General features: G+C 58.3%; 24 protein-coding genes. 18 read left to right on the top strand and 6 right to left on the bottom strand.

Translation table 11 applies throughout. The annotated features are described in order from the left end of the window. Window positions 1-20 precede the first annotated feature (20 nt). The 12 genes from ACHZCX_RS09955 to ACHZCX_RS09900 all read left to right on the top strand — a co-directional run bounded on the left by ACHZCX_RS09955 (window position 21) and on the right by ACHZCX_RS09900 (window position 14,654). Complete coding sequence (locus ACHZCX_RS09955; protein WP_319587085.1) at window positions 21-3,215, top strand: hypothetical protein; 3,195 nt, start codon at window positions 21-23, stop codon at window positions 3,213-3,215. 164 nt (window positions 3,216-3,379) lie between these two features. Then, a complete protein-coding gene (locus ACHZCX_RS09950; protein ID WP_319587084.1) occupies window positions 3,380-3,865 on the top strand; it encodes an Rrf2 family transcriptional regulator in 486 nt (161 codons plus the stop codon). Next, window positions 3,862-4,128, top strand: a complete 267-nt coding sequence (locus tag ACHZCX_RS09945; protein WP_319587083.1) for a DUF4492 domain-containing protein — start codon at window positions 3,862-3,864, stop codon at window positions 4,126-4,128. The genes ACHZCX_RS09950 and ACHZCX_RS09945 overlap by 4 nt, the downstream gene beginning before the upstream one ends. A 2-nt stretch (window positions 4,129-4,130) precedes the next feature. After that, window positions 4,131-5,669, top strand: coding sequence for a cytochrome ubiquinol oxidase subunit I (locus ACHZCX_RS09940; protein ID WP_319587082.1), 1,539 nt, complete (start codon window positions 4,131-4,133; stop codon window positions 5,667-5,669). 1 nt (window position 5,670) lies between these two features. Continuing rightward, window positions 5,671-6,822: a cytochrome d ubiquinol oxidase subunit II gene (locus ACHZCX_RS09935; RefSeq protein ID WP_319587081.1), complete on the top strand. Its 1,152-nt coding sequence runs from the start codon at window positions 5,671-5,673 to the stop codon at window positions 6,820-6,822. Window positions 6,823-7,262: 440 nt separating this feature from the next. Then, window positions 7,263-8,465, top strand: a complete 1,203-nt coding sequence (locus ACHZCX_RS09930; protein WP_319587080.1) for a branched-chain amino acid ABC transporter substrate-binding protein — start codon at window positions 7,263-7,265, stop codon at window positions 8,463-8,465. A gap of 68 nt (window positions 8,466-8,533) precedes the next feature. Next, on the top strand, window positions 8,534-9,709 hold the full coding sequence (locus ACHZCX_RS09925; protein ID WP_319587079.1) for a branched-chain amino acid ABC transporter permease: 1,176 nt from the start codon (window positions 8,534-8,536) through the stop codon (window positions 9,707-9,709). Window positions 9,710-9,722: 13 nt separating this feature from the next. Next, on the top strand, window positions 9,723-11,069 hold the full coding sequence (locus ACHZCX_RS09920) for a hypothetical protein (RefSeq protein ID WP_319587078.1): 1,347 nt from the start codon (window positions 9,723-9,725) through the stop codon (window positions 11,067-11,069). A 7-nt stretch (window positions 11,070-11,076) separates the two neighbouring features. Further along, complete coding sequence (locus ACHZCX_RS09915; protein ID WP_319588729.1) at window positions 11,077-11,871, top strand: ABC transporter ATP-binding protein; 795 nt, start codon at window positions 11,077-11,079, stop codon at window positions 11,869-11,871. Then, window positions 11,868-12,581 (top strand): ABC transporter ATP-binding protein, encoded by a 714-nt coding sequence (locus tag ACHZCX_RS09910; protein WP_319587077.1) that lies wholly within the window; start codon window positions 11,868-11,870, stop codon window positions 12,579-12,581. Before ACHZCX_RS09915 ends, ACHZCX_RS09910 begins: the two co-directional genes overlap by 4 nt. A 253-nt stretch (window positions 12,582-12,834) precedes the next feature. Further along, window positions 12,835-14,232, top strand: coding sequence for a TolC family protein (locus ACHZCX_RS09905; RefSeq protein ID WP_319587076.1), 1,398 nt, complete (start codon window positions 12,835-12,837; stop codon window positions 14,230-14,232). Then, window positions 14,229-14,654, top strand: coding sequence for an acyl-CoA thioesterase (locus ACHZCX_RS09900; protein WP_319587075.1), 426 nt, complete (start codon window positions 14,229-14,231; stop codon window positions 14,652-14,654). The genes ACHZCX_RS09905 and ACHZCX_RS09900 overlap by 4 nt, the downstream gene beginning before the upstream one ends. 23 nt (window positions 14,655-14,677) lie before the next feature. Here the strand turns inward: ACHZCX_RS09900 and ACHZCX_RS09895 are convergent, their stop codons facing one another. The 4 genes from ACHZCX_RS09895 to ACHZCX_RS09880 all read right to left on the bottom strand — a co-directional run bounded on the left by ACHZCX_RS09895 (window position 14,678) and on the right by ACHZCX_RS09880 (window position 18,898). Further along, window positions 14,678-15,175, bottom strand: a complete 498-nt coding sequence (locus tag ACHZCX_RS09895; protein WP_319587074.1) for a TlpA disulfide reductase family protein — start codon at window positions 15,173-15,175, stop codon at window positions 14,678-14,680. 55 nt (window positions 15,176-15,230) lie between these two features. Further along, window positions 15,231-15,929: a cytochrome c biogenesis protein CcdA gene (locus tag ACHZCX_RS09890; protein ID WP_319587073.1), complete on the bottom strand. Its 699-nt coding sequence runs from the start codon at window positions 15,927-15,929 to the stop codon at window positions 15,231-15,233. Between the two features lie 173 nt (window positions 15,930-16,102). Beyond that, window positions 16,103-17,731, bottom strand: a complete 1,629-nt coding sequence (locus ACHZCX_RS09885; protein WP_319587072.1) for a hydantoinase/oxoprolinase family protein — start codon at window positions 17,729-17,731, stop codon at window positions 16,103-16,105. A 225-nt stretch (window positions 17,732-17,956) separates the two neighbouring features. Then, window positions 17,957-18,898: a radical SAM protein gene (locus ACHZCX_RS09880; protein ID WP_319587071.1), complete on the bottom strand. Its 942-nt coding sequence runs from the start codon at window positions 18,896-18,898 to the stop codon at window positions 17,957-17,959. Between the two features lie 182 nt (window positions 18,899-19,080). On the opposite strand from ACHZCX_RS09880, the gene hgcA reads away from it, so the two are divergent. Genes hgcA through ltaE form a run of 4 tightly spaced genes read left to right on the top strand, consistent with a single transcriptional unit; the run spans window position 19,081 to window position 22,618 of the window. Then, window positions 19,081-20,253: a mercury methylation corrinoid protein HgcA gene (gene hgcA / locus ACHZCX_RS09875; RefSeq protein WP_319587070.1), complete on the top strand. Its 1,173-nt coding sequence runs from the start codon at window positions 19,081-19,083 to the stop codon at window positions 20,251-20,253. A gap of 15 nt (window positions 20,254-20,268) precedes the next feature. Continuing rightward, window positions 20,269-20,556 carry a mercury methylation ferredoxin HgcB gene (hgcB, locus tag ACHZCX_RS09870; protein ID WP_319587069.1) on the top strand — a complete coding sequence of 96 codons (288 nt, stop codon included), beginning with the start codon at window positions 20,269-20,271 and terminating at the stop codon, window positions 20,554-20,556. A gap of 35 nt (window positions 20,557-20,591) precedes the next feature. After that, window positions 20,592-21,566 carry a DUF523 and DUF1722 domain-containing protein gene (locus ACHZCX_RS09865; RefSeq protein WP_319587068.1) on the top strand — a complete coding sequence of 325 codons (975 nt, stop codon included), beginning with the start codon at window positions 20,592-20,594 and terminating at the stop codon, window positions 21,564-21,566. 14 nt (window positions 21,567-21,580) lie between these two features. Then, the gene (gene ltaE / locus ACHZCX_RS09860; protein WP_319587067.1) at window positions 21,581-22,618 is read left to right on the top strand and encodes a low-specificity L-threonine aldolase; all 1,038 of its coding nucleotides are present in this window, start codon (window positions 21,581-21,583) and stop codon (window positions 22,616-22,618) included. A 9-nt stretch (window positions 22,619-22,627) separates the two neighbouring features. Here the strand turns inward: ltaE and ACHZCX_RS09855 are convergent, their stop codons facing one another. Both ACHZCX_RS09855 and pta read right to left on the bottom strand, forming a co-directional pair. After that, window positions 22,628-23,014, bottom strand: coding sequence for a hypothetical protein (locus tag ACHZCX_RS09855; RefSeq protein ID WP_319587066.1), 387 nt, complete (start codon window positions 23,012-23,014; stop codon window positions 22,628-22,630). 210 nt (window positions 23,015-23,224) lie between these two features. Beyond that, window positions 23,225-25,354 carry a phosphate acetyltransferase gene (pta, locus tag ACHZCX_RS09850; protein WP_319587065.1) on the bottom strand — a complete coding sequence of 710 codons (2,130 nt, stop codon included), beginning with the start codon at window positions 25,352-25,354 and terminating at the stop codon, window positions 23,225-23,227. 241 nt (window positions 25,355-25,595) lie between these two features. Here pta and ACHZCX_RS09845 point away from each other — a divergent pair, with 241 nt between their 5' ends. Continuing rightward, on the top strand, window positions 25,596-25,988 hold the full coding sequence (locus ACHZCX_RS09845; RefSeq protein WP_319587064.1) for a pyridoxamine 5'-phosphate oxidase family protein: 393 nt from the start codon (window positions 25,596-25,598) through the stop codon (window positions 25,986-25,988). Then, window positions 25,985-26,935 (top strand): UV DNA damage repair endonuclease UvsE, encoded by a 951-nt coding sequence (uvsE, locus tag ACHZCX_RS09840; protein WP_319587063.1) that lies wholly within the window; start codon window positions 25,985-25,987, stop codon window positions 26,933-26,935. Before ACHZCX_RS09845 ends, uvsE begins: the two co-directional genes overlap by 4 nt. Window positions 26,936-26,938: the final 3 nt, after the last annotated feature.

Raw genomic sequence — 26,938 nt, 5'->3', positions numbered from 1 at the left:
CCTTTAAGGAACGCCCTCCCATGAAGCACCAGCCATCACGGCTTTTTTTCGATGCCAACGACTACAAACTGCTCGGCATCGTCAATGATGTTCTCAAGCGGGGATCCCGGCCGCAGTCTGTCAGTTCGTTGATGACCCCGTACATGCATCCCCACGGTATCAAGGAGATGGCTGCCCCCAGCGGGCTGCGGATCGCCTATGCCATCGTCGGCCTGCTCGGTTCCCTTGAGGCCGGCAAAGCCCACGACCGGATCGTCGCCCTGCGGAGCCTGCGCGACGAGGTTTTCAGTTCCTCTACTTCTTTTTACCACAAGAATACCGCCCGGGTGTTGATGCAGATCATGAAAGAACTGGTCCGCACCGAGGGCAATGAACTGCAGCAACTGGAGCTGGCCCACGATTTTCGCATGGTCTACACCGGCAAGCCCATGTTAGTACGGAAGGAGCTAACGAAGTATCATCTCCTTGAAATGCCGGAGGAATGGAACCAGTTTGCCTTTGATGACCATGTGCACGATGCCAACACCAAGGGGAGGAAATCACCCACCCACCTGTTGATGGACGCCTGGATCAAGGGGATCCGCAAGCTGACCGTGGTCTACTACAACCATGTCGAGCAGGAGGTGGTAGAAGAGCTACTCGAGGCCGGGGCCATTCTCGATATCCATGTCCGCATCGGCATTGAACTCTCGTCGCGGTTCCGCAATAAATTTGTCCGCTTCATCTGGGAACTCGAGGGTTTTTTCGACAACCACAGCCTGCTACAGTTTCTCCAGGAAAGCACCGTGCAGGAAATGCTGGCCGAGGGGTGCCAGGTCTCCCTCTACCAGCAGCGCTACGTTCTCGATGTCCTCCGTGAGTTCAATAGAATGCATCGGTCGGTTTTGGACCGGGAATTGGATCTGGAGTGCGGTTCCTTGGATGAGGGGCAGTTCCTCCATTTTGTCGGGACCGGGCAGCCGTCGCTGCTCCATCTGGCCAAGTTCATCCAGAACCGCTATCACGGCCTGCTCGATGCGGAGGTGCAACGGATTCACGCTGCCCATCCCCTGGACAACGGAAAACGGGAAGAGCTGTTGCAAGTCTGCGCCCGAAAGATGATCAAATTGGATTTGGAGAGTATCATTAACCGGTTCCTCCAACCTCTCCGCAATCCCGGCCTCCACGATCCCACTGTGCCGCACGACGAAGGGGTGCCGCCGCTGATGAATCTGGCGCCACCCGAGCTTCTCGCCCGTCTGGCCTCCATGCATTCCGGTTCGCGCTTCACCCTCAATCTGAGCAATCTCTCGATTCAGGACACCCTGGAATTGCTCTACCTCTGCCAGGGCAGGATTACCCACATCGAATCCTTCAACCTCAAGGATTCCGCTCATGGCATGACCGCCATGGCCTCGGTCAAGGGCAGCGGCTTTGCCGGCGAGGCGGTGGATATCAGCAGTCCCGCCCGTAATTACCAGTTGATCAACGTCCTCCAGAAGGCCCTGAACGAAGATAACGTCATCACCCTGAAAAGAGCGATCCGGGCAATTATCTGGGATTTTGAGCGAACCCGTCTGATCGTGGAGAAAAAGTGCGAGGAAGGACGAAAAAAATCGGTAGCGCCGGAAATTTTCGCCAAATCGCAGCAAGAATTGGCGGAGATGAACGCGCGCAAGGACGATCTGTTGGATATTCTGCTCAATATCGAATCGTTTCATAGCCATTACAACAAACGGTATCTCGGTTCCCGTATCGGTTCGGGTTCCACCGGTCAATCGCAATTGCAGCACGGCATGGGCTTGGTTGTGCTGGATACCCTGCCCCCGCGAGCCATCCGTCAGGTCATGCACGAGCACAAAGGGGAACAGCGTAAGCTCATCCCGGTCACTGCCCGGATGATTCACCATCATCATGTTCGCGGCGAAGATTCAGTGGCCATTCCCTGGCACAAACGGCTCTTCGGGCATCTTCTGGGGGCGTGCCGGAATGGAGCGGTGCACTGGACCGATTGGAGCCTGGACCGGTTTGAGGTGCATCCCAGTCTTGACGGCAATGTCGCCACCCTGGGCGGTATTCGCCGCGTTCCCGCCATTGACCTTCATCCAACACTCAAGAACAAGAATGAGAAGCTCAAACATCCTTTCAGGTATCTGAACTCACACCTGGTCAATCTCCTCAAGATCGCGGCCGGCTTTGTTCCGGCTTTTCTGACCTTTGCCCTAACCAAGGACTGGTGGGTGCTCGCTTATCTCGGGGCCTTTATCTGGTTCGGGATCACCGGTGTGCGTAACATCATCCAATCGATTCTCGGCGGCGGCGGGTTGCAACGCTCTCCTCTGCTGCCGTGGAACTCACTGGTGAGCTGGAGCCGGATTGCCGACTCCCTCTTTTACACCGGCTTTTCCGTGCCGCTGCTTGATTATCTGGTTAAGACGTTGCTGCTGCAGCAGCAGCTGGGCGTCACCACCTCGACCAGCCCGTTGGTGCTCTATTCGGTGATGGCTCTGGCCAACGGCATCTACATCTCCACCCATAATATCCTCCGCGGCCTGCCTCGCAGTGCCGTGATCGGCAACTTTTTCCGCTCGATTCTCTCCATCCCTTTGGCCATTCTCTTTAATGACGGTCTGGCCTCGCTCATGCATATCGCCATGGTCCCAGGGGTTGAGGTGGGCTTGCAGAAATGGGCGGCGGTCATCTCCAAGCTAGCATCGGACTGTGTCGCCGGCGTGATCGAAGGATTGGCCGATCGACAGAACAATGTTCGCATCCGGCTGGCCGATTACCAGGAGAAACTCTCCCAGATGTTTTCCGTCTACGCCCGACTGGATGTGTTGTTCCCGGAAGAGGACGTCCTCGACCTGCTCCAGTCGCCGAAAACCCTGATCGCCGCCATCCACGAGGAGGCTCACGATCTGAAAAAAGTGTTTATCGTCAATGCCCTGGACCTGATGTACATCTGGATGTACCAACCCCGGGCGCGTAAAGCCCTGCAGCAGATTGCCGTCACCCTGTCCACCGAGGAGTGGCTGATTTTCTACCGATCGCAGCTTGTCCTCAAACGGCAACGGGAGATCAGCCAGGTCTTTGTCGACGGCATGGTGGGGCGGAATTTTGCCAAGGCCCTCTCCTTTTACCTTGACCGATCGGACGCCTACCTTCTTGACATGGTGGAGATAGGGAAGGCTCGAGAAAAATACCAGCAAAAATACGGCGTCGTGTCCACCGCCTGATTTCCACCGCTATCGGAATGTCGGCTGCCGGCGAGGCGTCCGGCACCGGTTTCCTCCCAGTAGTTTGCTTTCCACCGCCTGTTCCAGAGATCTTGTTGACAGTCCTGATGGAATCAAATATATGAGACCTTATTGATCTCATTTCTCTCTTTTTTGACCAGACCATGCGCTTGACCCGGGCCGCCGAATACGCTGTACGCTGTGTGATCTACCTGTCTCGTCAGGGACAGGGCGTCTTGACCCGTCGCCAGGAGGTTGCCCGGCAGGCGGATATCCCCGCCCATTTCCTCGCCAAAATCGCCCAGGATCTGGCCAGGGCCGGCCTGATCGAGATCCGCCAAGGGGCACGGGGAGGTTTTCTTCTCAGCAAAAATCCGGCCGCCATCAGCCTGCTCGAAGTAGTGGAAACCATGATCGGCGAAATTCATCTCAACGACTGCGTCGCCCGTCCGGCCGGGTGCAAAATCAGCGACCACTGCGCCGTGCACCGTGTCTGGCTCGATGCCCGCGACCAGTTGCGCGCCTCTCTGCGCCAAGTCAGCTTCGACCAACTGGTCACCGATACCTCCTGCCTCCCCTCCTACCCCAAGATTTTGCTGGAACCGGAAAGGCTTGAGGCGACCGCCTCCACGCGAAACGATCTGCAATGAAGACCTCGTCCGCGCCTCGTCCCCGGCTTGTGCTCCGAATCTACCGGTTCTACCGTGACGGCTTCCGCCAGATGACCGTGGGCCGGGTCCTGTGGAAAATAATCTTTATAAAACTGTTTATTCTGTTTGCGGTCTTGAAATTTTTCTTTTTTCCTGATTTCCTGGCAACGAAGTTTTCAACCGATACACAACGGGCCGAGTATGTGATCGAACAATTGACGCAATCCGCCCAAGGCTCTACCCAACCCGTCAAAGGAGAATGACTATGATTGAAAATCTGGACCTTGGCATGGTCAATTGGGCACGGGCGCAATTTGCCCTGACCGCCATGTATCACTGGCTCTTTGTGCCGCTCACGCTGGGGATCACCTGGATCATCGCCTTTTATCACACCATCTATGTGAAAACGGGAAGTGAGGAGTGGAAGCGGCTGACCAAGTTCTGGATGAAGCTGTTTGGCATCAATTTCGCTATCGGCGTGGCCACCGGCATCATTCTTGAGTTCGAGTTCGGCACCAACTGGGCGAATTACTCCTGGATGGTCGGTGACATCTTCGGGGCGCCCCTGGCCATTGAAGGCATCTTCGCCTTTTTCCTGGAGGCGACCTTTTTTGCGGTGATGTTTTTCGGTTGGAACCGGGTTTCCAAGGGGTTTCACCTGTTTTCCACCTGGATGGTGGCCGTTGGCTCCAGTCTGTCAGCGGTGTGGATCCTGGTGGCCAACGCCTGGATGCAGCATCCGGTCGGGCAGGCCTTCAATCCCGAAACCGCCCGTTTCGAGATGCAGAACTTCGCCGAGGTTGCCTTCTCGCCCTACGCAATCAATAAATTCACCCATGCCACCAGCTCCTCCATGCTCATCGGCGCATTTTTCGTCATCTCGATCTCATCCTGGTATCTGCTGCGCGGCCGCCATGTGCTGATGGCCAAACGCTCCATCGTGGTGGCCGCTTCCCTTGGCCTGCTGGCCTCGGTGTTCACCATTTTCAACGGTGATGAATCGGCCTATGAAATCGCCCAGGTGCAGCCGATGAAGCTCGCCGCCTTCGAGGGATTGTACGAGGGACAAAAGAACGCCGGTCTGGTCGCGTTGGGGCTGATCAACCGGGAGAAAAAAGTCTACGATGCCCAGGAGCCTTTCATTGGCTTTAATCTGCACATTCCCGGACTTCTGTCGCTAATGGCCAACCGCTCGTTTGGCTCCTTTGTGCCCGGTATGAAGGACTTGGTCTACGGTAATGCCGAACAGAATATTCTTGGTTCGGTCCAGAAAATGGAACGCGGCAAGAAGGCGATTGCCAGCCTGGACGCCTACAAGCAGGCCAAAAAAGCCGGGGACAAGGCAGCAGCCGACGTGCATCTTGCCGCCTTCAACGAGTACAAGGAATTTCTCGGTTACGGGTACCTGAGCAAACCGGAAGAGGCCGTCCCGCCGGTGGCCCTGTCCTTTAACGCCTTCCATGTCATGATCATTCTCGGCACCCTCTTTCCCTTGATCTTTTTTGCCTATCTCTACTTTGCCTATAAAGGAACTCTGGGGGAAAAGAAATGGCTGCTGGGCCTGGGAACCACCACCTATTTTCTTGGCATGATTGCCACTCAGGCCGGCTGGATTGTGGCCGAGGTCGGACGCCAGCCCTGGACCATCCAGGGGCTGCTCCCAGTTTCCATTGCCCGCACCAACCTGACCACCGGCACGGTGCAGACCACCTTTTTCATGTTTCTGGGGCTGTTTACGCTGCTGCTCATTGCCGAAATCAGCATCATGGTCAAGCAGATCAACATCGGACCGGAGGAAAACTGATATGATAGAACAACTCGAGTATACAACCCTGCAGCATCTCTGGTGGCTGCTCTGTTCAGTGGTCGGCTCTTTGTTTCTGTTCCTGACCTTTGTTCAGGGAGGGCAGAGCCTGTTGTGGCAGGTGGCCAAGACCCCAACGGAGAAGGACCTGATCATCAACTCCCTGGGCCGCAAATGGGAGATAACCTTCACGACTCTGGTTCTTTTTGGCGGCGCGCTGTTTGCCGCCTTTCCCAAATTCTATTCCACCTCCTTCGGCGGCGCCTACTGGGTGTGGATCCTGATTCTGTTCACCTTCATAGTCCAGGCGGTCAGCTACGAGTTCCGCAAGAAACCGTGGAACATCTATGGGAGTCTGACTTATGAAGGTTTGCTCTTTATCAACGGCGTGGTCGGCATCCTCTTGATCGGCGCGGCAGTCGGCACCTTTTACACCGGCTCCAACTTTACCCTGAACGCCAGTAATTTTGTCACCTGGACCCATCCGTTTCGTGGACTGGAAGCCGCGCTCAGCCCCTCGGTCTCATCGATTTTCAATATCGCTATGGGCCTGTTTCTGGTGTTCAACGCCCGGACGCTGGGCGCCATGTACCTGATCAATAATCTGGAGCTGGGCGAGGTGCCAGAGATGGAAACCCGACTGCGCAAGGCCTGTTGGCAGAATCTTGTGCTCTCCCTGCCGTTTTGCCTCCTGATTGTCGGCTCGCTGCTCTTCATGCGCGGCTACGGGATTGTCGATGCCCAGGGCACGATCGAAATCGTCAGCTTTAAGTATTTGCGTAACCTGCTGGCCAATCCCTGGCTGCTCGGCCTCCTGGTTGCCGGTCTGGCCCTCCTGATCTTCGGTGTCTGGAAAACCGCCAAGTCCACGGAAACCTGCGGCATCTGGTACGGCGGCCTCGGCACTGTGCTGGTCGGTTTGACGGTCCTGCTGCTGCCGGCCTACAATAAAACTGCTTTTTATCCCTCCAAAGTTGACTTGCAGTCGAGCTTGACCATTTACAATGCCTCGTCGAGCCCCTATACCCTGAAGATCATGACCTATGTCGCCTTGGGGATACCCTTTGTTCTGGCCTACGTGGCCTATGTCTGGTGGCTGATGAACCGCAGTAAAATGAAGATTGAGGATACCGGCGACCGGGCCGCCTATTGAGGGTTCCCTGTCGATTGCAGCCCTCCGGACGAGGCCGCCGCGCGCGGGGGTCTCGTCTGGAATTTTTTCCGTCCAGTGAGGAGTTTCTTATGACCATTATGACCATATTTTTATCGGTTGCCTGGGTCGCCACAGTGGCGGCCGCCTATTTTATCGCTGTCCGCCTCCTGAAAAAAAGCGAGTTGTATTAAGCAAGGACCGGACGAGGACGACCCCAACAAAGGGGGAAGTTGCCTCGGGCAAGGGCGAGCTTGAAGGAGGATTCTCCCTTCGAACGCGTTGGAAGAGTGGGGTGCGCCGGCCTGGTTTGCCCCCAACAAAGAAGTGGCATCTTTTAGTATGCCAGGTATGACCAGCTCTCAGGATGCCTCCGCACCGGAGGGGTATGCAACCGGTGCGTGGCACCGCATCCGCTCGCCTCAACTTAAAGGAGGATCAGAATGCCCAAAACGATGCCGTTTCTTTTTCCGCTGCTGGCTGCTGCCGGCATGACCTTGACCCTGTGTGCTCACCCGGCCGTTGCCGCTCCAGTCAAGTCGATCAAGATAGCCACCCAATCGCCGCTCTCCGGCGACCAGTCAGCGGTTGGAGTGGACATCAAGCGCGGCGCCGAAATGGCGCTGGAGCAGTTAGGTAAACCGCTGGCCGACTTGGGGTTCAAGGTCGATCTGGCCCCCTTCGATGATCAGGCCAATCCCGATACCGGCGTGGCCAACGCCAAGCGCATCGTCTCCGATCCCGCTATCCTGGCGATTGTCGGTCACTACAACTCCGGCGTGCAGATTCCCTCCTCCGAGGTGTATCATACCTCCGGCCTGGCCAACGTCTCGCCGGCCAACACCAACCCCAAGGTGACTACCCGCGGGTATTCCGAAATCAACCGCATCGTTGGTCGTGATGACGTCCAAGGTCTGGTCGGTGCAGATTTCGCCTTCAGCCACGGCGTTAAAAGTGTTTTTGTCGTCCACGATAAAACCGCTTACGGCCAGGGGATAGCTGAATTCTTCAAGAAGCGGGCAGAAGAAAAAGGCATGAAGGTGTTCGGCTTTGAAGGCACCGAGGAAAAAGCCAATTTCGATGCGTTGCTCTCGCCGGTGATCGCCGGCAACCCCGATCTAGTCTATTTCGGTGGCATGACCTTCCAGGCAGCGGTGCTGTTTCGGCAGGCACGGGAGCGTGGTTATCAAGGCATGTTCATGAGCGATGACGGATTTGACTCGTCCGACGCCACCAAGATCGCCGGCCAGACCCTGCTCGACGGCACTGGAACCTACTATTCCACGGTGTCCGGTCCGGCCTCGGTCTATCCGGGTACGGCAAAGTTCATTCAGGATTTCAAAACCAAGTATAACGCCGATCCGCAGCCATTCGCCGCTCAGGGCTATGATTGCATGGCCATCTGTCTCAAAGCGATTGAAAATGCCGCCAAAGCCAAGAACAATGAGGTACCTACCCGCGCCGAGGTGGCCCAGGCTATTCGCGCTCTTAAGGATTTTGCCGGCATCACCGGTACCTTCAGCTTCAACGCCATCGGCGATCCCACCGTGGCCCAGTATTTCGTGATCAAAGTCAAGTCCGCCGATCCCGCCAAGTGGAGCGAGAACACCGTGGTGGAGACGCTTAATATTGCTCCTCCAAAATAAGGCTTCCTCAGACACGACACTTCCGGCCCTTCCTCAGGGCCGGAAGTTTTTTAGAGCAGGGAGCGTTTATGAAACAGTTTTTTGCCGCCATCAATGTCCGTGAGTTGTTGCGGCCTTTTGGGCAATTGCTCCTCTTTTCCCTGGGCAGCGCGGTTGTCCTGTCCACCTTGGTCCTTGTCCTGGCACTGATCCTCGATCAGACTGCAGTCGGTCCGCACCTGCACGCTCGTTTTAATGTGTCCCTGTACACCTATACCCTGGTTAACCTGCCCCAGGTGGTCATTGACGGACTGACCATCGGATTTGTGTACGCCGCCATCGCCCTTGGCTACACCATGGTCTACGGCGTCCTTGAATTCATCAATTTCGCCCACAGTGAGATCTTCGCGGTTGGCGCCTTTGTCGGCGTCGAAATCCTGATTGCCCTCGATAGTTCCGGGATCCTCCGGGGGGCTTCGCTGGGCATGGCCTATGCGTACCTGATCCTGGCCATCGTCATGGGTATGGCGGCCGCGGGCGCCCTGGCGGTGACGGTTGAGCGCATTGCCTACCGCCCCCTGCGTGGCGCACCCCGTCTGGTGCCTCTGATTTCGGCCATTGGTGTTTCTTTTCTGCTGCAGGATGTGATTCGTTTGGTTGAAGGTCTGACCACCGGTCAGTTCAACCGGATCATGCCGACCTTTGGCAACTTTGATCAGCGCTTGAATCTGGGGCGGTTCACCTTCGGCGAGGCCAACATCGCCCTGGGTATTTCGGTAAAATCGATCATCGTCATCACCGCCGCCGTCCTGATGCTGGTCGGCCTCAACTACCTGGTCAACGCCACCCGGATCGGCAAGGCCATCCGTGCCGTGGCCCAGGACCGGCAGACGGCTAGCCTGATGGGTATCAACGTCAACCGGATCATCTCCCTGACTTTTTTGGTCGGCGGTTTGCTCGGTGGTGCCGCAGGCGTGCTCTATGCCCTGAAATTCACGCGTATTGACGCCTTTGTCGGTTTTTTCCCCGGCCTTAAGGCCTTCACCGCGGCGGTGCTCGGCGGCATCGGCAACATTACCGGTGCCCTCCTGGGCGGGATCGTCCTCGGCATGCTGGAAACCTTTGCCGGCTCCTATCTCGGCGTCTTCACCATGGGCGCGGCCGGTTCGGAATACAAGGACATCTTCGCCTTCTCCATTCTGATCATCGTCCTCATTTTTCGTCCCCAGGGGCTGATGGGCGAACATGTCGGCCAGAAGGCTTGAGCGAGGAGGCGCCATGACCGACCGATTCAGCACCGTTCTTCTCCGGCAGCTCAATGCCGGCATCCTGCCCTACCTGCTGATCCTAGCTCACATCGGTCTGGGCAGTGTGCTGGTGTATGTGGCTCCGCGCTCCAACATCGCCTTTCTGGTCCTGATCAGCTCGCTGCTTTCGCTCTACGTCCTCAAGGCGGATCAACGCTTTAAACTGGTTGCCGGTGCGGTTCTTGCCCTGCTGATCATCCCGGTGATCGGGGTGCGCAACATCTTCTACCTCGAGGTGATTTTTCAGATCAGCGTCTTTGCGGCCCTCGCCCTGGGGCTGAACATCGTGGTCGGTTTTGCGGGCCTGCTTGATCTGGGGTATGTCGCCTTTTATGCCGTTGGCGCCTATCTCTGGGCCTTTTTCGGATCGCAGCAGTATTTTGTCCTCTCCTTTGCGCCTGGAACCCAACCCTCGAATTTACCCTTTTTGCTTCCCGGTGACGCCTTTTATCTCTTCCTGTTCATTGCGATCATCATCGCTGCCCTGACCGGTATTCTGCTCGGCCTGCCGGTCCTGCGGCTGCGCGGCGACTATCTTGCCATCGTCACCCTCGGATTCGGCGAGGTGATCCGGGTATTGGCCAACAATCTCGACAAGCCGCTGAATTTCACCAACGGCCCCCAGGGCATCACCCCGATTCAACGACCGACCATGCCCGAATGGGCGGTCCAAGGGTTCAATGATCTTTTTGGCCCCCTGATCGGCCACACGGTGAGCCCCGCCGACATGTACAATCTGTTTTTCTACCTCTTGGCGCTGCTGGTTATTCTTGTGATCATCCTGGTGACCCGGCGGCTGAATGATTCAAAAATCGGCCGGGCCTGGACCGCGGTCCGCGAAGATGAGACCGCCGCCATTGCCATGGGGATTCCCCTGGTGCGGATGAAGCTGGCCGCCTTTGCCGTCGGCGCCTCGTTTGCCGGAGTCATGGGCGTGTTGTTGGCTGCCAGCCGGACCTTTATCAGTCCGGAATCCTTTTCCTTCATGCAGTCCATCGGCGTCCTGTCCATGGTCATTCTCGGCGGCTCCGGCTCCATCCCCGGGGTTATCCTGGGCGCGGCGGTGGTCACCATCCTCAACCTCCAGATCCTCCAGGGATTCTCCCTCTACCTGAGCGAACTGCGGCAGAGCGAGGCCATCATTCCCCTGATCAACTTTGCCTGGAAAGATCTCTCCACCCAGCTGGATCCGGCGAAGTACCAGCGTCTGTTTTTTGGTTTAATCCTCATTCTGATGATGATCTTCCGCCCGGCCGGCCTGATTCCCGCAAAAAGGCGCCGGCGCAAGCTGGCAGACGACCCGGCAACGGCTGAGTGAGGGGATGATGGCGCTTCTGGAAACCATCGGTATCGTCAAATCGTTCGGTGGCCTGACCGCCATCAACCGGGTTAATTTTCAGTTGGAGGCCGGCCGGATCGTCAGCATCATCGGACCCAATGGGGCCGGTAAAACCACCTTCTTCAATACCTTGTCCGGCATCTATCAGCCCGACCAGGGCCAGATCAATTTCAACGGCCGGTCCCTGGCCAAACTGCGACCCGATCAGATCGCCGCCCGCGGCATCGCTCGCACCTTCCAGAATATCCGGCTTTTCGGCGAGATGACCGTGGTCGAAAACATCCTCATCGGCATGCATATTCACTTTAAGCAGTCCCCGTTTCAGGTCTTGCTCCGACTGCCGGCCTTCGTCAAGGAGGAAAAAGATGCGGAGCGCCGGGCCGTGGAGCTGATGCACTATGTCGGCCTTTCGGGCGTGGGCAATGAGTTGGCCAAGAATCTGCCCTACGGCGCTCAGCGGCGCCTGGAGATCGCCCGGGCTCTGGCCGCCGATCCTTTGCTGCTCTTGCTCGACGAACCGGCAGCGGGGATGAATCCTCAGGAAACTGAGGACGTCACGTACCTTTTTCGCCGCATCCGAGATGAAAAAGGAATCACCATCCTCCTAATTGAACACGATATGCGAGTGGTGATGAACATCTCCGAACAAATCTGCGTCATGGATTATGGCGAGAAGATTGCCGAAGGCACCCCGGCGGAAATCAGGACCAATTTGCAGGTGATCGAGGCCTATCTCGGTCGCGGCGCCGTGGCCGGCCAGCACGAGGAACAACTCGGATGAGCCTGTTGACCCTGACCGACGTCCACAGTTATTATGGGCATATTCATGCCTTGAAAGGCATCTCTATGACCGTTGAGCCGGGGGAGATCGTCTCCCTTATCGGTTCCAACGGCGCCGGCAAGAGCACGACCCTGCGCACCATTTCCGGCATGATGCATCCAAGCCGGGGGCAGATAAGCTTTGACGGCCGGGAGATCTCTCGAATGGAGCCCCACACCATTGTCCTTGCCGGGCTGGGCCATGTGCCCGAGGGCCGCGGCATTTTTCCTAAGCTGACGGTGCGGGAGAACCTGGAAATGGGGGCCTTCACGGTCAAGGACCCCACCCTTGTCCGCGAGCGCATGGACTACGGTTGTGAGCTTTTTCCCCGGCTCAGGGAACGGCTCGGCCAGCACGGCGGGACCCTCTCCGGGGGGGAGCAGCAGATGCTGGCCATTGCCCGCAGCCTGATGATGAATCCTCGCCTGCTGATGCTCGATGAACCCTCCATGGGACTGGCGCCGGTGCTGGTGGAGTTGATCTTCGACATCGTCAAGCTCCTCAACGACAAAGGGGTCACCATCCTCCTGGTGGAACAGAACGCCCTGATGGCCCTCTCCATTGCCCACCGTGGTTATGTCCTGCAGAACGGTGAAATTGTCCTCAGCGACACCGCCGCCAACCTTCGCCGCAACGAATCGGTGCAAAAGGCCTACCTGGGCATCAATTAACCCGCCAGAGCCGTTGCCGCTCGCGGCGCTGTTCAGAAAACCGGACAGGACGGTCGTCGCTGTTTTGCATTCAGTTCGATTTTCTTGTGTAATCCCTGGCCGAAAGTGGTTTATAGTGCCCGGGGTGTGCCGTGTGCTCCCGCCTGTTGCCAGGGAAAAATTGTCCCTATAGTCTGGTTTTACGGCAAATGTGGCGCATAACGGGATCTGAGAAACAAGACAACGGTGAGAAGTCGTTGAACCGGAGGATGATATGAAACGGATATTGATGGGAGTTTTTTGTCTGCTCTGCTGTTTGGGCGCCGCCACCCATGCGGCGGAAGAAAAAAAGGAGGTCGCCGACTTGTCGAAGATCAAGGTACTCGATCTGCGGACTTCCCAATCACTGGCCTTGGCGAGCAATCCCAACATGGAGGCCGCCCAGGCGCGGGTGGAACAGGCCAGGGCCAGAGTAAGCCAGGCCGTCGCCACCTGGTGGCCGAGCCTCGATGTTTCCGGCTCCGGCGCTCGCATCCGGCTTTCCGACAGCAGTTATCAGGGCAACCAGCGGCTCGCCGCCTTGTGGGGCGGGACAACCGACCAGAGCACCGATCGGTACGGTGCCGGCGCCCAGGCCACCTGGGTGTTATTCGATGGCTTTTACCGCAATTTCAAGGAACAACAAGCCGCCTTTGACGAGCAGTCGGTCGCTGCCGCCTTGGTGGACAGCCGCCGTCTGTTGGTCACCTCGGTGGCCGAGGCCTTTCTCAACGCCCAGTTGGCCCAAACCAGGGTCGATATCGCCCGCGCCGACGAAACCTTTTACACCCGGCAGTTGGAAGACGCCCAGAACCGGTATAACGTGGGGGCTGGCCCGTGGGGTGACGTTCTTAATATCAAGGTCCAGCTGAACACGGCCAAGACCGGTCTGATGCTCTATCAGCGGGAATTTGAAGCGGCAGGATACGGTCTGGCGGCGCTGCTGGGGTTGCCGGATGCCGAGTTCCCGTCCCATGTCCGCCTGGAAGCTCTGGATAGGGAATCGGCGACCAAGGGCCAGCAAAAAACGCCGGAGGTGCTGATCAAGGAGGCGCTGGCGGCCCGTCCGGATATCCGCCGGCTGGAGATGGTGGTCAAACAGGCCGAGGCGACTAAAGGGCTGGCCAAAGCACCGTTTTATCCTAAGGTGCAGGTCGCTGGAGTAGTTGAAGGGGTAAGAGAGGGCGATGCCGGGCTTGGCAGTGAGGATTTCGGCAGTACCGTGGGCATGAATATGAGTTGGAATCTTTATGCCGGTGGGGCCGACAAGGCCCGGATGATCGAGGCCGAACAGGCAAAGCGGGAAGCCGTGTATACCCTGGCCGGCTTGCGCAACTCGGTGGCCGCCGAAATTCGCCAAGACCTCGCCTTACTGGCGGCCGCCCAGGAACAGGTGCGACTACAGCGGGAGACGGTCAAGCTGGTGGAGGAAAATCGCGATCTGGCCAAAAACGAATACGACGCAGGCGAGGCCTCGCTGGTCCGGCTCAACGAGGCTCAGCGTGACCTGAACACCACCTACAGCCGCCTGGCCCAGGCTCTGGTCTCTTATCATCTGGCGATGCAGCGGCTGCTTTCGGCCACGGGGCAGAATCTAGCTTCGTTTGATCCTCCGGCCAAGGGCAAGAAATGAGCGCCATCGGCAGGGTCCAGTTGGTGGTGCCGGAAACGGCCATAGACGTCAATGGCCATGTCAATAATGTTCAGTACGTCCACTGGATGCAGGAGGCGGCCATGGCGCACTCAGCTGAGTTGGGCTGGCCAACGGTACGCTTTCTCACCCTCGGCCGAACCTGGATCATCCGCGCTCACACCATCGAGTACCTTCACTCGGCCCATGCCGGAGAGACGATACAAATCCTGACCTGGGTCGCAGACTTTCACAAGATCCGATCGCTGCGCAAATTCAAATTCCGCCGCCCGGCGGATGGGGTCGTGTTGGCGACTGCCTCGACCCTGTTTATCTTCTGCGATCTAGCGACCGGGAAACCGGTCGCTATTCCTCAGGAGGTGCAGGGGGCCTATACCGTGGTCGCCCAAGAAGACGAGCCCTAACCTCCGCCTTTTTCCCCTCTCCCTTAATCTGCTGTCAGTTGGGCAAAGTTGGCCTCGGAAATATCCGGTGCGCTAAAATTGCGGAAGCGGATGACGCCGTGTTTATCGGCAATGATCACTGTTGGGACTCCTTGCAACCGATACTTTTCGGCAATCGACCCTGTCCCGTCGAAAAAAGTCGGGTAGGTCATGCCGGTTTTCTGGGCAAAGGCATTGGCCCGTTCGACCGAGTCGTTAAATCCGACATTGACGGCAACAAACTCCATCCCCCGGCTCCGGTATTTCTCAGCCAGTTGATTGATCTTGGGCACCTCGGTCTTACAGGTCGGGCACCAGGAGGCCCAAAAGATGAGCATCACCGGCTTACTGCCAATACTCTGCTGTAAATCAAAGGGTTGGCCGTTGAGATCGGAGCCCTTGAATGGGATTAACTGCTGCCCCAGCTGCGCCGCTGGCAAGGAGCAGGGGAGCATGAGCAGCAGGGCCAGGAGTACAAATTTTTTCAGAAGAGTTTTTCCCATGTTTGTTCTCGGTGCGGTGGTGACAGGAGGTAAGCGTTGCGGTCCATCGTGTTCTTTAGAGAAACAGTGAACCGGCCTTGATAAAAAAATATTGGGCCATGGCCAGCATCAGCAGGCCCATGGTTTTTTTAATTTTGACCATCCAGGCGCCGGAGCGGGGAATTGAGGACAGAAAGCTGGAAAAGGTGCCGACACCCAAAAGGAGCGCGCCCATGCCCAAAGAAAACACAAAAAGCAATAACCCGCCCATGATCAGACTCTGGGAAGAGGCGGTATAGGCTAGCAGGGAGCCGAGCACCGGTGTGGTGCAGGGGCCTGCCACCAGGGCAGAAGAAACCCCGGCCAGGAAAATTCCGGCTATTCCCAGGCGCTTGTTGGTGAATTTTCCGGCAAAGGTGGGTAATTGCACAACATCGAGCATACCTAAGCCAAACAACAGAAAGACGTTGCCGACAACAAGAAAGGTCCAGGGACTGCTGTTGATCGATCCGAAAAACCGGCCAGTGGCGACGGCAAAGATCCCAAGCGCAGCATAGGTCAGGGCCATGCCGGTGACATAGGTCAGGGAAAGAGCAAATCCGCGCCGCTTGGAACCACCGACATTGGCATGGCCGATCACCCCGGCGGTGATGGGAATCATCGGATAAACACAGGGAGTTAGGCTGGCGAGAACACCGCCAAGAAAGGCGATAACCAGGGAGGCGAGCAGCGAGGACTGCAAATAGGTGTCAAACTGACTGAGCAGGATATCCATGAGTGTTACTCCGTTAGTGCATGAGAATACTTCTCAATGATAACCAGGGCCGGGAAGAAGTAAAGGAGAAAGGTGACCAGTCGCGGCAAGGGTTGACTGCGAGAGTAAAGATGGGATGGCGGCTTGCCTGCTGATTCTGTCAAATGCCCGCACCACGAAGCGAGAGGCCTTCCTTAATCGTCCAAGCCGATCAGAGCCGCGCCGATGGCATTGCCCACTTCGCAGTCATCGGGAAAGGAGACGGTTGTTCCCAGTCGCTGGGCCACGCCGGGGAGAAAGCAACGGGCCGCGGCGCCAATGCCGATGATGGGCAGTTTCAAGGTGAAGTGCACCGCGAACAGGTCGTTGTCGCGACGATTGAGAAACGGGGTGCTTTGACCATCCTGCCAGACCGAACGGCTGAGATAGGTGAGCACAATGGTTTCAATCGCGGCCTCGGTCTCGGCAAGCACCCGCCGGCAAAGATCATCGGCGGAGAGGCCAATCTGGCTGGCAAGCACCGAGGCGCCGCTCCGACTGGCCGTACCGTTGCCGATCTGGAGCAGACCAAGGGCATGGAGGGCATCGGTGGGAGTGAAACCCACCAGGACAACCTGTTGGAGATACATCAGCCGTTCCAGCCGTTTCTCGAGAATAATGCCGCCGACCCCGGTCTGTACCGCGAGGGTGCTGGGCGGTGTCGGGCCATGCTGCGCCAGAAAACGAAGAAGAGGATCATCCTGGACCAGATCCTGGTCGAGTCCCGGCACCGGCAGTACCAGAATGGAATCAGCATCGATATTCAGCCATTCCGCAGGGTCGGGCAGGTCGGGGGTCATGGCCAGCGGCTGTACCCTGGAATTTTTTAGGGCGATGCGGCCGTCCCGGTGGCAGGCAACGTGACTGTCGCCACCGGCGCCGGAAGTGTACATATCCACGGCCTCGACATGGGTCCGCCATTCGCCGATGACGCAGCCCTCGCGATTGATGAGAGGCTGACAGTCCTTGATCAGGCAGACATCGGTGGTAGTGCCGCCGACATCAACCACCAGGGCCGATGCCAATCCGCTGGCCGCGCCGAACCGAGCCGTTGCGGCCGGACCGCTGGCCATGGTGATCGCGGCCTTGTCGATGATCCGGTCCAAGGCTTCGCCCCGGCCGTTGCCGCAGATGATATTCACCGGACAGGTGAGTCCCGTCGCCAGCATGGAGCGCTGGATCGAGGCGAGGAAATCGGTCATCAGCGGCATCAGTTTGGCATGCAGGCAGGCGGTGGCAGAGCGTTCGAGCATGCCTGGGTGGCTGGAAACCAGATGGGAGCAGAAAACCGGCTTGGGATCGATGAGTCGAATGGCCTCTTGGGCGACTAATTCATGGGTAGGGTTTTTAATCGACATGGCCCCGCAGACGGCATAGCTATCCACCTCGGCCGTCAGCCCAGGCAAGGTATCGATCAGGCCTTCGATATCCAGCGGTTCCTCCTCTTCTCCGGTGATGGTGTGGCCGCCCTTGAGAAAAATGTTGACGATCACCGGCAATTTGAAATGGCGGACATAACCAAGCACAAAGAGGCCGACTCTGGCACCGCGACCTTCCACCACGGCGTTGGTGGCCAAAGTGGTCGACACGGAAAGTTTGGTCACCTCTGCCGGTGTCACTGAGTGCTGCAGGAGGCCGGCGAGGGCGCGGCCGACACCGATGCTGAGGTCGTGGGGTGTGGTTCGTTCCTTACGCCAGGCTATCACCTGCCTGGAAACAGAGTTCATGAGGACGGCGTCGGTGTAGGTGCCGCCGGTATCTATACCAATGCAATAGGCTGTCATGTCAATCGAAGAGGTGGTTGAAGAATCAGGGTAAAAGTGACGCCAACAAAAGGGTTGTCAGGCAGCGGCTCAGGCTAATCGTTCCTTCTTTCAAGGAGCAGCCTCAAAGGGTTGATGGATAACACCGGCAGGGCGTAAAATCAAGGAAAGCTTGGTTCCACGGAGTTCTTTGAACAAGGTGGGGACGGTCTGCTGTTGGTGCCGATTTGGTGTGGGTACGGCCCTTCAAATGCCCATCCGCCGCAGGATCCGATCGAAATCGGGGCGGTCGATCCGGGTGAGGCCAAGTGTTCGGGCGATCTCCAGGGCCTGCCGATACTCGTCGCCGCTGATGGTCCGGCACAGTTCCGCAAACTGATCAGCCGTGCCGCAGGGATGATACTGGGCCATGATGTTGACATAGGTGTCGGTGGAGAGGTCGGTGGCGATGAAGCGAAGAATCGCCTCCGTTTCTTCGAGCAACCCCGGCATCAGCAGGTGGCGGACCAGCAGGCCGGAGCGGGCGCACCCATCCTCGTCAATGACCAGATCGCCGACTTGACGGTGCATGAGCAGCAGCGCCTCGCGGACCCGCTCCGGATAGCCGGGGGCATGGGCGTAACGGGCCGCGGTTGAGGAATGCCAGAACTTGCAATCCGGCATGTAAATGTCGATGATCCCGTCCAACAGGGCCAATGTCTCCGTGCTTTCATAGCCGCTGCAATTAAACACGATCGGGATGTCGAGACCACCCTCGAGGGCCGGGATCAGGGCCGCCAGGATCTGGGGAACCACATGGCTGGGGGTGACCAGATTGATGTTGTGGCAACCTATGGCCTGCAATTCCAGTATGATGGCGGCAAACTCGCGGGCGTCGATTTCTTGAGTTGGTTCGGTCCCCTGGCTGATGTCATAGTTCTGGCAGAAGCAGCAGCAGAGGTTGCAGCCGGCGAGGAAGAGGGTGCCGGATCCGTGAACGCCGACCAGCGGCTGTTCCTCCCCAAAATGGGGGCCGTAGCTGGCGATCCGTGCATGCGCCCCTGTCGAACAGAGGCCGGTCTCGCCAGCCAGCCGGTTGACTCCGCAGCGACGGGGACAAAGAGTGCAGTGCTCCAATAGCCGCCGGGCGGTTTCGGCCCGTTGGTGCAGAAGGCCGCTGGTGTGCAGGGTATGGGCAGCGATGGGCATGGGAGTGCTCTTTGGACAATGTTCAGAGCAGGGGAAACAGGGGTAGTCCGCCTGCATAAAAAATAGACGCTTTGCCGTCATCTGTCGAGCCTGCTGTCAAACCGAGAAAAACCTGGCTGGAACTCCTGTGCTGCATTATTGTAGCCTATTCTTACACGTCCCTAACTAACCGAGCCCCAGCCATGAAATCCGACGAACCTTGCCTGTTGCCACCCCTACGGAGCCTGCCGGAACTCCCCGTCTTTGCCGCGCCCCCTGCGGAGGCCCCCTGCTGAGGCCCGAAACCGGAACCCCGGTCCGGGGTCTATGAACGGGCGGGGTACACCCTCTCTCCCTTTGTCCGCGGCTTTATCGAGACACCCATCGGTCCCGTTCCCCAAGTGGCGACCACGGTCAGCAACCGCGATTTCTGGGGAACCCTGGGGGCTCGCATCGGGATCATCCGCCGCAACTACAAGGTGGCCCCTGGCTGTTATGCGGTGGGATCGCCGGTGCCGCAGTCGCCGGTGCTGGTCACGGCCAATTACAAGCTCTCCTTCGACGCCCTGCGACATCAGCTGGGTGGAATCGATGCCTGGCTGCTGGTGGTCGATACCAGGGGCATCAATGTCTGGTGTGCCGCTGGCAAGGGCAGTTTTTCAACTGAAGAGGTGATTCAGAGCGTCGGCCGTTACCGTGTGGGCCAACTGGTCAGCCATCGTGAGCTGATTCTTCCCCAGTTGGCAGCCACCGGTGTTGCTGCCCCGGCAGTCAGAAAGGGCTGCAGTTTTACGGCCCTGTTCGGACCGGTGCGGTCCGCCGACCTGCCCGCCTTTCTCAACCAGGGCCAGCAGTGTGACGAGGCTATGCGTTCGGTGACCTTCACCCTGGCGGAACGGGCGGTGCTCATTCCGGTCGAGTTGTTCCTCCTGGCCAAGCCCCTGCTGGTTCTCTTCTGCCTGGTTTTCCTCCTTTCCGGTATCGGGCCGACCTTTTTTTCCCTGGTGGCAGCCCTTGATCGTGGTGTGATCCTTCTGGCGGCCACTATTTTCGGCATTCTGGGCGGGGCGATTTTAACACCGTTGCTGCTGCCCTGGCTTCCCGGTCGTCAGTTCTGGCTCAAAGGCCTGGGGGCTGGTCTGCCTGTTGCCCTCTGCGGTTTGCTGCTGTTTGCTCCCCGGCTTGTACCGGTCGAGCAAGTCGCCCTGGTGCTCTGGGTAGAGACCATCAGTTCCTACCTGGCGATGAATTTCACCGGTTCCACCCCCTTCACCTCACCGAGTGGGGTTGAATACGAGATGCGGCGGGGTCTGCCGGTGCAGATGGCCGCTGCCTTTCTTGCTCTGGCGTTGTGGTTGGCCGGCCCCTTTTTTTGAAACGGAGAAACACCCATGCACGGCTATCGGTATATTGACGGAGTGGCAACCCTGCGGCTTGACCGGCAGCGCTGTGTGGGCTGCGGCAACTGCGTCGTGGTCTGCCCGCACCGGATCTTCTTCCTTGCCGATGGGCAGCTCGACGTCAACGATCCCGACCTGTGCATGGAATGCGGAGCCTGCGCCCGCAACTGCCCGGTGCAGGCCCTCACGGTGTCGCCCGGGGTGGGCTGTGCCGTGGCCATCCTTGCCGCCTGGGTCAACCGGCTGCTGGGCCGCAAGGTGCTGTCCGGCTGCTGCTGACCCTTCTCTTCCCTCATTTGCCCAAGGTGCAACCTGTGAACGAGACCTTCCCAAGGCCCAAGGTGTTAGTCAGTCGCTGCCTGGGCTTTGCCGCCTGCCGCTACGATGGCCAGATTTTGAACAACTCCTTGATCGAGCAGTTGCAACCGCATGTCGAGATGATTCCGGTCTGCCCGGAAACCGATTGCGGCCTGGGCATCCCCCGGGCGCCGATCCGGCTCTGTCAGGCGGGGGAAGGATTTGTGGTGTATCAGCCCGCCACTGGCCGGGAGGTGACCGCACAACTCCAGGCCACCATTGACAGCATCCTGACTAGCCATCCGCAGATCGACGGCGCCATTCTTAAGAGCAAGTCGCCGAGTTGCGGCCTCTTTGACACCAAGATTTACCAGGGCATCGATAAGCCCCAGTTTCTCAAGAAGGGTGGGGGGCTTTTCGGTGAGCAGGTCCTGCTGACCTTTGCTGGTCGATCCATTGAAGATGAGATGCGGCTGACCAACTTTTCCTTGCGGGAACATTTCCTGATCAAACTTTATACCTTGGCCCGTTTTCGTCACCTGAGTGAGCACCCCGAGATGGGCCCCTTGGTTGCCTTTCATGCCAGCCATAAATTGCTCTTTCTCGCCTACAACCAGAGCCGATTTCGTCTGGCGGGCAAAATCGTCGCCAACCATGGCAGGCTGCCGGCGGTCGAGGTCTTCCGCCTGTATCGCGAGGAGCTCCTTCGCATTCTCGACGCGCCGCTGCGCATTCCCGGGGTGATCAACACCCTCTATCATGCCTTCGGCTGGATCTCCGAGCACCTTGAGTCCGTGGAAAAAGAGTATGTGATCAATTCGATTGAGGAATATCGGGATGAACGGTTACCGCTGCAGGCAGTCACTCGGCTGATCGAGGCCCACTCCATTCGTTTCGGCAACCAGTATCTGCAGCAGCAAGTTTTTCTCCGCCCCTATCCACGCGCCCTGGCCGGTTTGAGCGATTCCGGCCGTGGTCGCGAGGTGCACTGAGCGGGTTCCTAAAAATGAAAATGATTGATCTGCGAAGTGATACGGTCACCCGGCCGAGTGAGGCGATGCGTGCTGCCATGGCAGTGGCCGAGGTAGGGGATGATGTCTACGGCGAGGATCCGACAGTCAACCGGCTGGAAGAGCTGGCCGCCGGCATGGTGGGGACCGAGGCGGCGCTCTTTGCCGCCAGCGGCACCCAGTCCAACCTCCTGGCTCTGATGGCCCACTGCCAGCGCGGCGACGAATATATAGTCGGTCAGCAGGCCCATACCTATAAATACGAGGGAGGCGGTGCGGCGGTCCTTGGCTCCATTCAACCGCAACCGCTGGATTTCGAACCGGACGGGACCCTGGCCTTGGAGCGCATCGCCGGGGCGATCAAACCTGACGACGTCCATTTTGCCCGCACCACCCTGGTTTGTCTGGAGAACACCCATAATGGGTTGGCCCTGCCCCTTGCCTACATGGAACAGGTCGCCCCCTACTGCCGGGAACGCCGACTGCGGCTGCACCTTGACGGGGCCCGGGTGTTCAATGCTGCCATCAAGCAGCAGGTCCCGGTCACCGCCATCACCCGCCATTTTGATTCGATTTCGGTGTGTTTGTCCAAGGGATTGGGGGCACCGGTGGGCTCGGTGCTCTGTGGGAGTCAAAACTTGATCGCCAGGGCCAGGCGTTGGCGCAAAGTGCTCGGCGGCGGCATGCGTCAGGCTGGGATTCTGGCTGCCGGCGGAACTTACGCCCTACAGAACAACATCGAACGGTTGGCCGAGGATCATCGCCATGCAGCCCTCCTGGCCGAAGGGCTGCGACGACTTCCGGACCTGCAGATCGATCACGGGCCGGCCCAGACCAACATGGTCTTTGTCGCTCTCGCCCCCCGGCTTGCCGTGGTCCTGCCCCGGTTTCTCAAAGAACGCAACATCCTCGTTTCCGGCGGTCAGCGCCTGCGCCTGGTCACTCACCTTGACATCGAGCGCCCCGACATTGACACCGTGATCCAGGCCTTTACCGAGTATTTCGCCTGTTGCGGTATATACTGTACCTGCTAATTTTTGAGCTTATTCCTCGTCCTTCTCGGCCTGCATCCCTTTGAGCAGGGCCCGGAGTCCGATGGCCTGGACCACGGTCAGGCATTCATCGTGGTGAAAGAACCCAGCCATGATTGCCGCGAACTGGGAGGCGAGAAAGATCATATCCGTGTCCTCTTCCTGTTCAAGCAGTTGGCGGCAGGTGGCGATGTCGTCCGACTCCACCGCGCCGACCAGATCATTGAGCCAGTCCAGCTGACTTTCCTCAAAGTGAAACTCAACCATTGCCTGGGCATACATCGAAACGATGGTGGCCCGGTAATCGTAGATGGCGTCGAGATCGTTCTGTTGGGCCGCTTCCAGGACCATGTCGATCTGCTCGAGCAATTCTTCCATTTCGCTGTTTTCCTGGGTCATGATCGGTTCTCCTTGTGGTTGCACAATGGGGTCTTCCCCCCTGTTTTACTAAAAAATCTTCCCTGCGATTGTCCTGGATGCCGAGATGGATAGCGGTGATCCACCCGGGGTAGGGCGATGGCAATCAGAGGTCAGTCGAAGGTTTGGCTGGACAGGTCCGCCCAGCCAGGTGTCTGTCTCTGACCCGTTGCAGTCCGCGGGAAGCGAGCATCAGGGGGCACGCGTCCCCGCTCTGATCTGTCTCTTCCCATCCGCAGCTTGGGCCTGGATGGCGGTGATGGCTACGGTATTGACGATGTCTGCCACCAGGCAACCCCGGCTGAGATCGTTGACCGGTTTGTTGAGCCCCTGGAGGATCGGGCCAATGGCCACGGCCCCCGAGGAGCGCTGTACCGCCTTGTAGGTGTTGTTACCGGTGTTGAGATCCGGGAAGATGAAGACGCTGGCCCGGCCGGCGACTTCGCTCTCCGGCATTTTCTGGCTGCCGACCGAGAGGTCGATGGCGGCGTCGTACTGAATCGGTCCATCGATTTTCAGCTCCGGCCAACGTTTGTGCGCCAGCAGCACCGCCTCGCGCACCCGTTCGACATCCTCGCCCTGACCGGAGGCCCCGCTGGAGTAGGAGAGCATGGCCACAATCGGCTCGATGTTGAACATGGCCGCGGTCTCGGCCGAACGGATGGCGATCTCGGCCAGTTCCTCGCTGTTGGGGTTGGGGTTGACGGCGCAGTCGCCGTACACCAGGACACGCGTGTCGAAGCACATGAAAAAGACGCTGGAGACCACCAGCACCTCGGGGCGGGTACGGATTATCTGGAAGGCCGGGCGGACGGTGTGCTGGGTGGTATGCACCGCGCCGGAGACCATGCCGTCGGTCCGGCCGGTATGGACCATCATGGTGCCGAAATAGCTGACGTCGTTGATGGCGTCGCGGGCGTAATCGCGGGTGGATCCCTTGTGTTTGCGGGCCTGGTAGAGACTTTCGATGAATTCGTCGCGTAGAGGCGAGGTTTTGGGGTCGATGATGGCCACATCCTGCAGTCGCAAGCCCAGGGATGCGGCCCGGCTGCGGATGGCTTTTTCCTCGCCCAGGAGCGTAAGGTCGACCACCTCGCGGGAGCGCAGGATCTCGGCCGCCTGGAGGATACGATCCTCACCACCCTCGGGTAGGACAATATGCTTACGCTCAGCCCGGGCTCGCTGAAACAGAGAATACTCGAACATCAGGGGCGACATGGTGGCGGACACGGTCTCGATCACCTGCTGCTCCAGGCCGATGGTGTCGACATGGCTCTCAAAAACGCCGAGCGCCCGGGCGACTTTCTGGGCGTTGTGCGGCTGCAGGGTGCCCTGGATTTCGCCGGCACGCAGGGCGACCCGGTAGGTATCGCCGGGCATGAGATAAATCGGCAAGGCCAGATCGTCGATGCCGTCGAGCAGTTTGACCATCGAAGGGCTCGGTTCCAGGCCCCCGGAGAGGAGCATGCCGGCCGGTGAGGGGTAGTTACGCGAGGCAATGGCGCCCAGGGTGGCAAAAATGATGTCGGGACGATCACCAGGGGTCACGATCAGGTCGTCTTCTTCAAGGAAATCGATGTAATTGGCCGGGCTCATCGCCGCTACCTTGATGGAGTGGACATCGCGCTGTAATCCCGCCTTGGGGCCGCTGAAATGGCGGGCGCCGAGGGCGTCGGTGATTTCTTCCATGGTCGGCATGCTAAACCCCTCCATCTCCGGCAGGAAATCGAGGCGATAGGTCTTGTTCTGATGGCTTTTGCGGATCTCGACCTCGGCGGTCGCCAGCAGATCGGGATCGATCCGGTTGACAAAGATGGCCAGGAGCGGGCACTGATACTGTTCGTAGATTTTTTCCGCCACCCCGATGTTTTCCAGGATTTCCGCCACGGTCCGGTTGCGGCCATTGACGACGTGCAGCGTGGGCGTGCCGAGTTCACGGGCGATACGGATGCTGATGTCGTAGTCAAAGGCCTCGGACATGCTGACGATATTGGGTCCTTCGCAGAGGAGAAAATCGCATTTCTTGCGCACCTCACTGTACTTGCGGACTATCTCGCGGAACAGCAGCAGTTCCTCACCCTCGGCGATCATCGTACGGGCCAATTCGTGGCTCACTCCGGCCATCTCATCAAAGCGGAGGCCAATATTGTAGCGCTGCTTGATCAGGCTGATATCGTTGTCGTTTGTGCCGTCACCAGGGACAATGGGCCGAAAAAAACCGACGTGGTCGATCCTGCGGGAGAGCAGTTCCATGACGCCCAGGGTGACGACCAGTTTACCGCTTTCTTTTTCCAGGTTGGCGATGTAGAGGCTGTCGGCCATGTTGTGCTCCCTAGATGACAACGAAAAGAGTGACGAGCGTCCATAGCTGCATGATAGTGGACAGCAGCGAACAACGCAAGCAGTCTCCCATCGGAGACACTGGGACTACGAGCGAGGCGGTTGAAACTGGTGATATATTCAACTATCATTAAACCAGCATTTCTCTCCCATTGCCCGGATGCATCCCCTGGTTAATTTTATAGGCAACAACCAACCTTTGAACCTTTGAGGAAAAGAGACTATGGATTTGCCCAAATATTTTACTACCACACAGGGAACGGGAATACTGGCGACTGCGTCGGCTTCAGGTGAAATAACCACTGCGGTGTACGCCAAACCACATTTTCAAGATGATTCCAGCGTCGCTATGATCATGCGTGAACGCATGACCTATGCCCATCTCCAGACCAACGGCCATGCATGCTATCTGTTTCTCGAGCAGGGACCTAGGGTTAAGGGTATACGACTTTTTCTGCAAAAAATCGACGAGTCGGACGATGCCGAATTGTTGCGTTCCCTGACCAGGCGGCACTTCAACCCGGAGGAAGACAGGGCAAAGAGACCTAAGCATCTGGTCCGTTTCCAGGTCGTCAAGGTGTTGCCGGTCATTGGGGATGGACCGCTTCCAGCATGAACAGCATACGCTGGGGTCTATGTTGCCTGTTCAAAGAAGAGCCGATTCATTTCGCCGTCCGCCAGGCAACCCATTTAGGCAAATTCGACCGCAAACGGCAGTTGGAAATGCTTGCGGCAACGGTGGCCGCCAATGCCACCGCCCTGCTGGCGGCGATTGCCTACTGTGCCGGCCACTCTATTGGCTCCTTCCGGTTGAATAGCCGTATCTTGCCCCTGAAAACCCATCCCCAAATGGGCTACCGCTTGGCGGAGCTGCCTGATCATGCCGCCATCGAGCAAGCCTACCGGCAGGCAGGCCAATTGGCGGCGGCCCAAGGCATTCGCTTGACCTTTCATCCCGACCAGTTCACCCTGCTTTCTTCGCCGGTCGCCGGAGTTACCGCCCGTTCGTTGGACGAGCTCGCCTATCACGCCGAAGTGGCTGAACTCATCGGTGCCGACGTCATCACCCTCCACGGCGGTGGCGGTTATGGCGACAAAACGGCGGCCTTACAACGGTTGACCGCGGTACTTGTCCATCTGCCGCCTTCCCTTCGTTCACGCCTCGTCCTGGAAAACGACGATCGGGTCTATACGCCTTCGGACCTGCTGCCGGTCTGTGCCGCCGCCGGCATCCCTTTTGTCTACGATGTTCACCATCACCGCTGTCTTCCCGACGGGCTGACGATCGAGGAGGTGACCGAGCAGGCCCTAGCTACCTGGACAAGGGAGCCGCTTTTTCATCTCTCCAGCCCAAGGGAAGGGTGGCAGAGTACCAACCCGCGACCTCATCACGACTTCATCGATCCCGCTGATCTGCCACTCTGCTGGCGTGGCTTGGCCATAACCGTTGAGGTCGAGGCCAAGGCCAAGGAGATCGCCCTGCAGCGCCTGCATAACGACCTCGCAGGGAGGAGAGCAGGCAACATCGCCATGGGTTCCTCGTTCCCTGCTCGCAATGGCTAAAAA

The organism is uncultured Desulfobulbus sp., assembly GCF_963662935.2.
Lineage (GTDB): Bacteria > Desulfobacterota > Desulfobulbia > Desulfobulbales > Desulfobulbaceae > Desulfobulbus.
The sequence above is the reverse complement of the archived record's forward strand: the minus strand, read 5'-3'. Positions and strand labels throughout refer to the sequence as shown.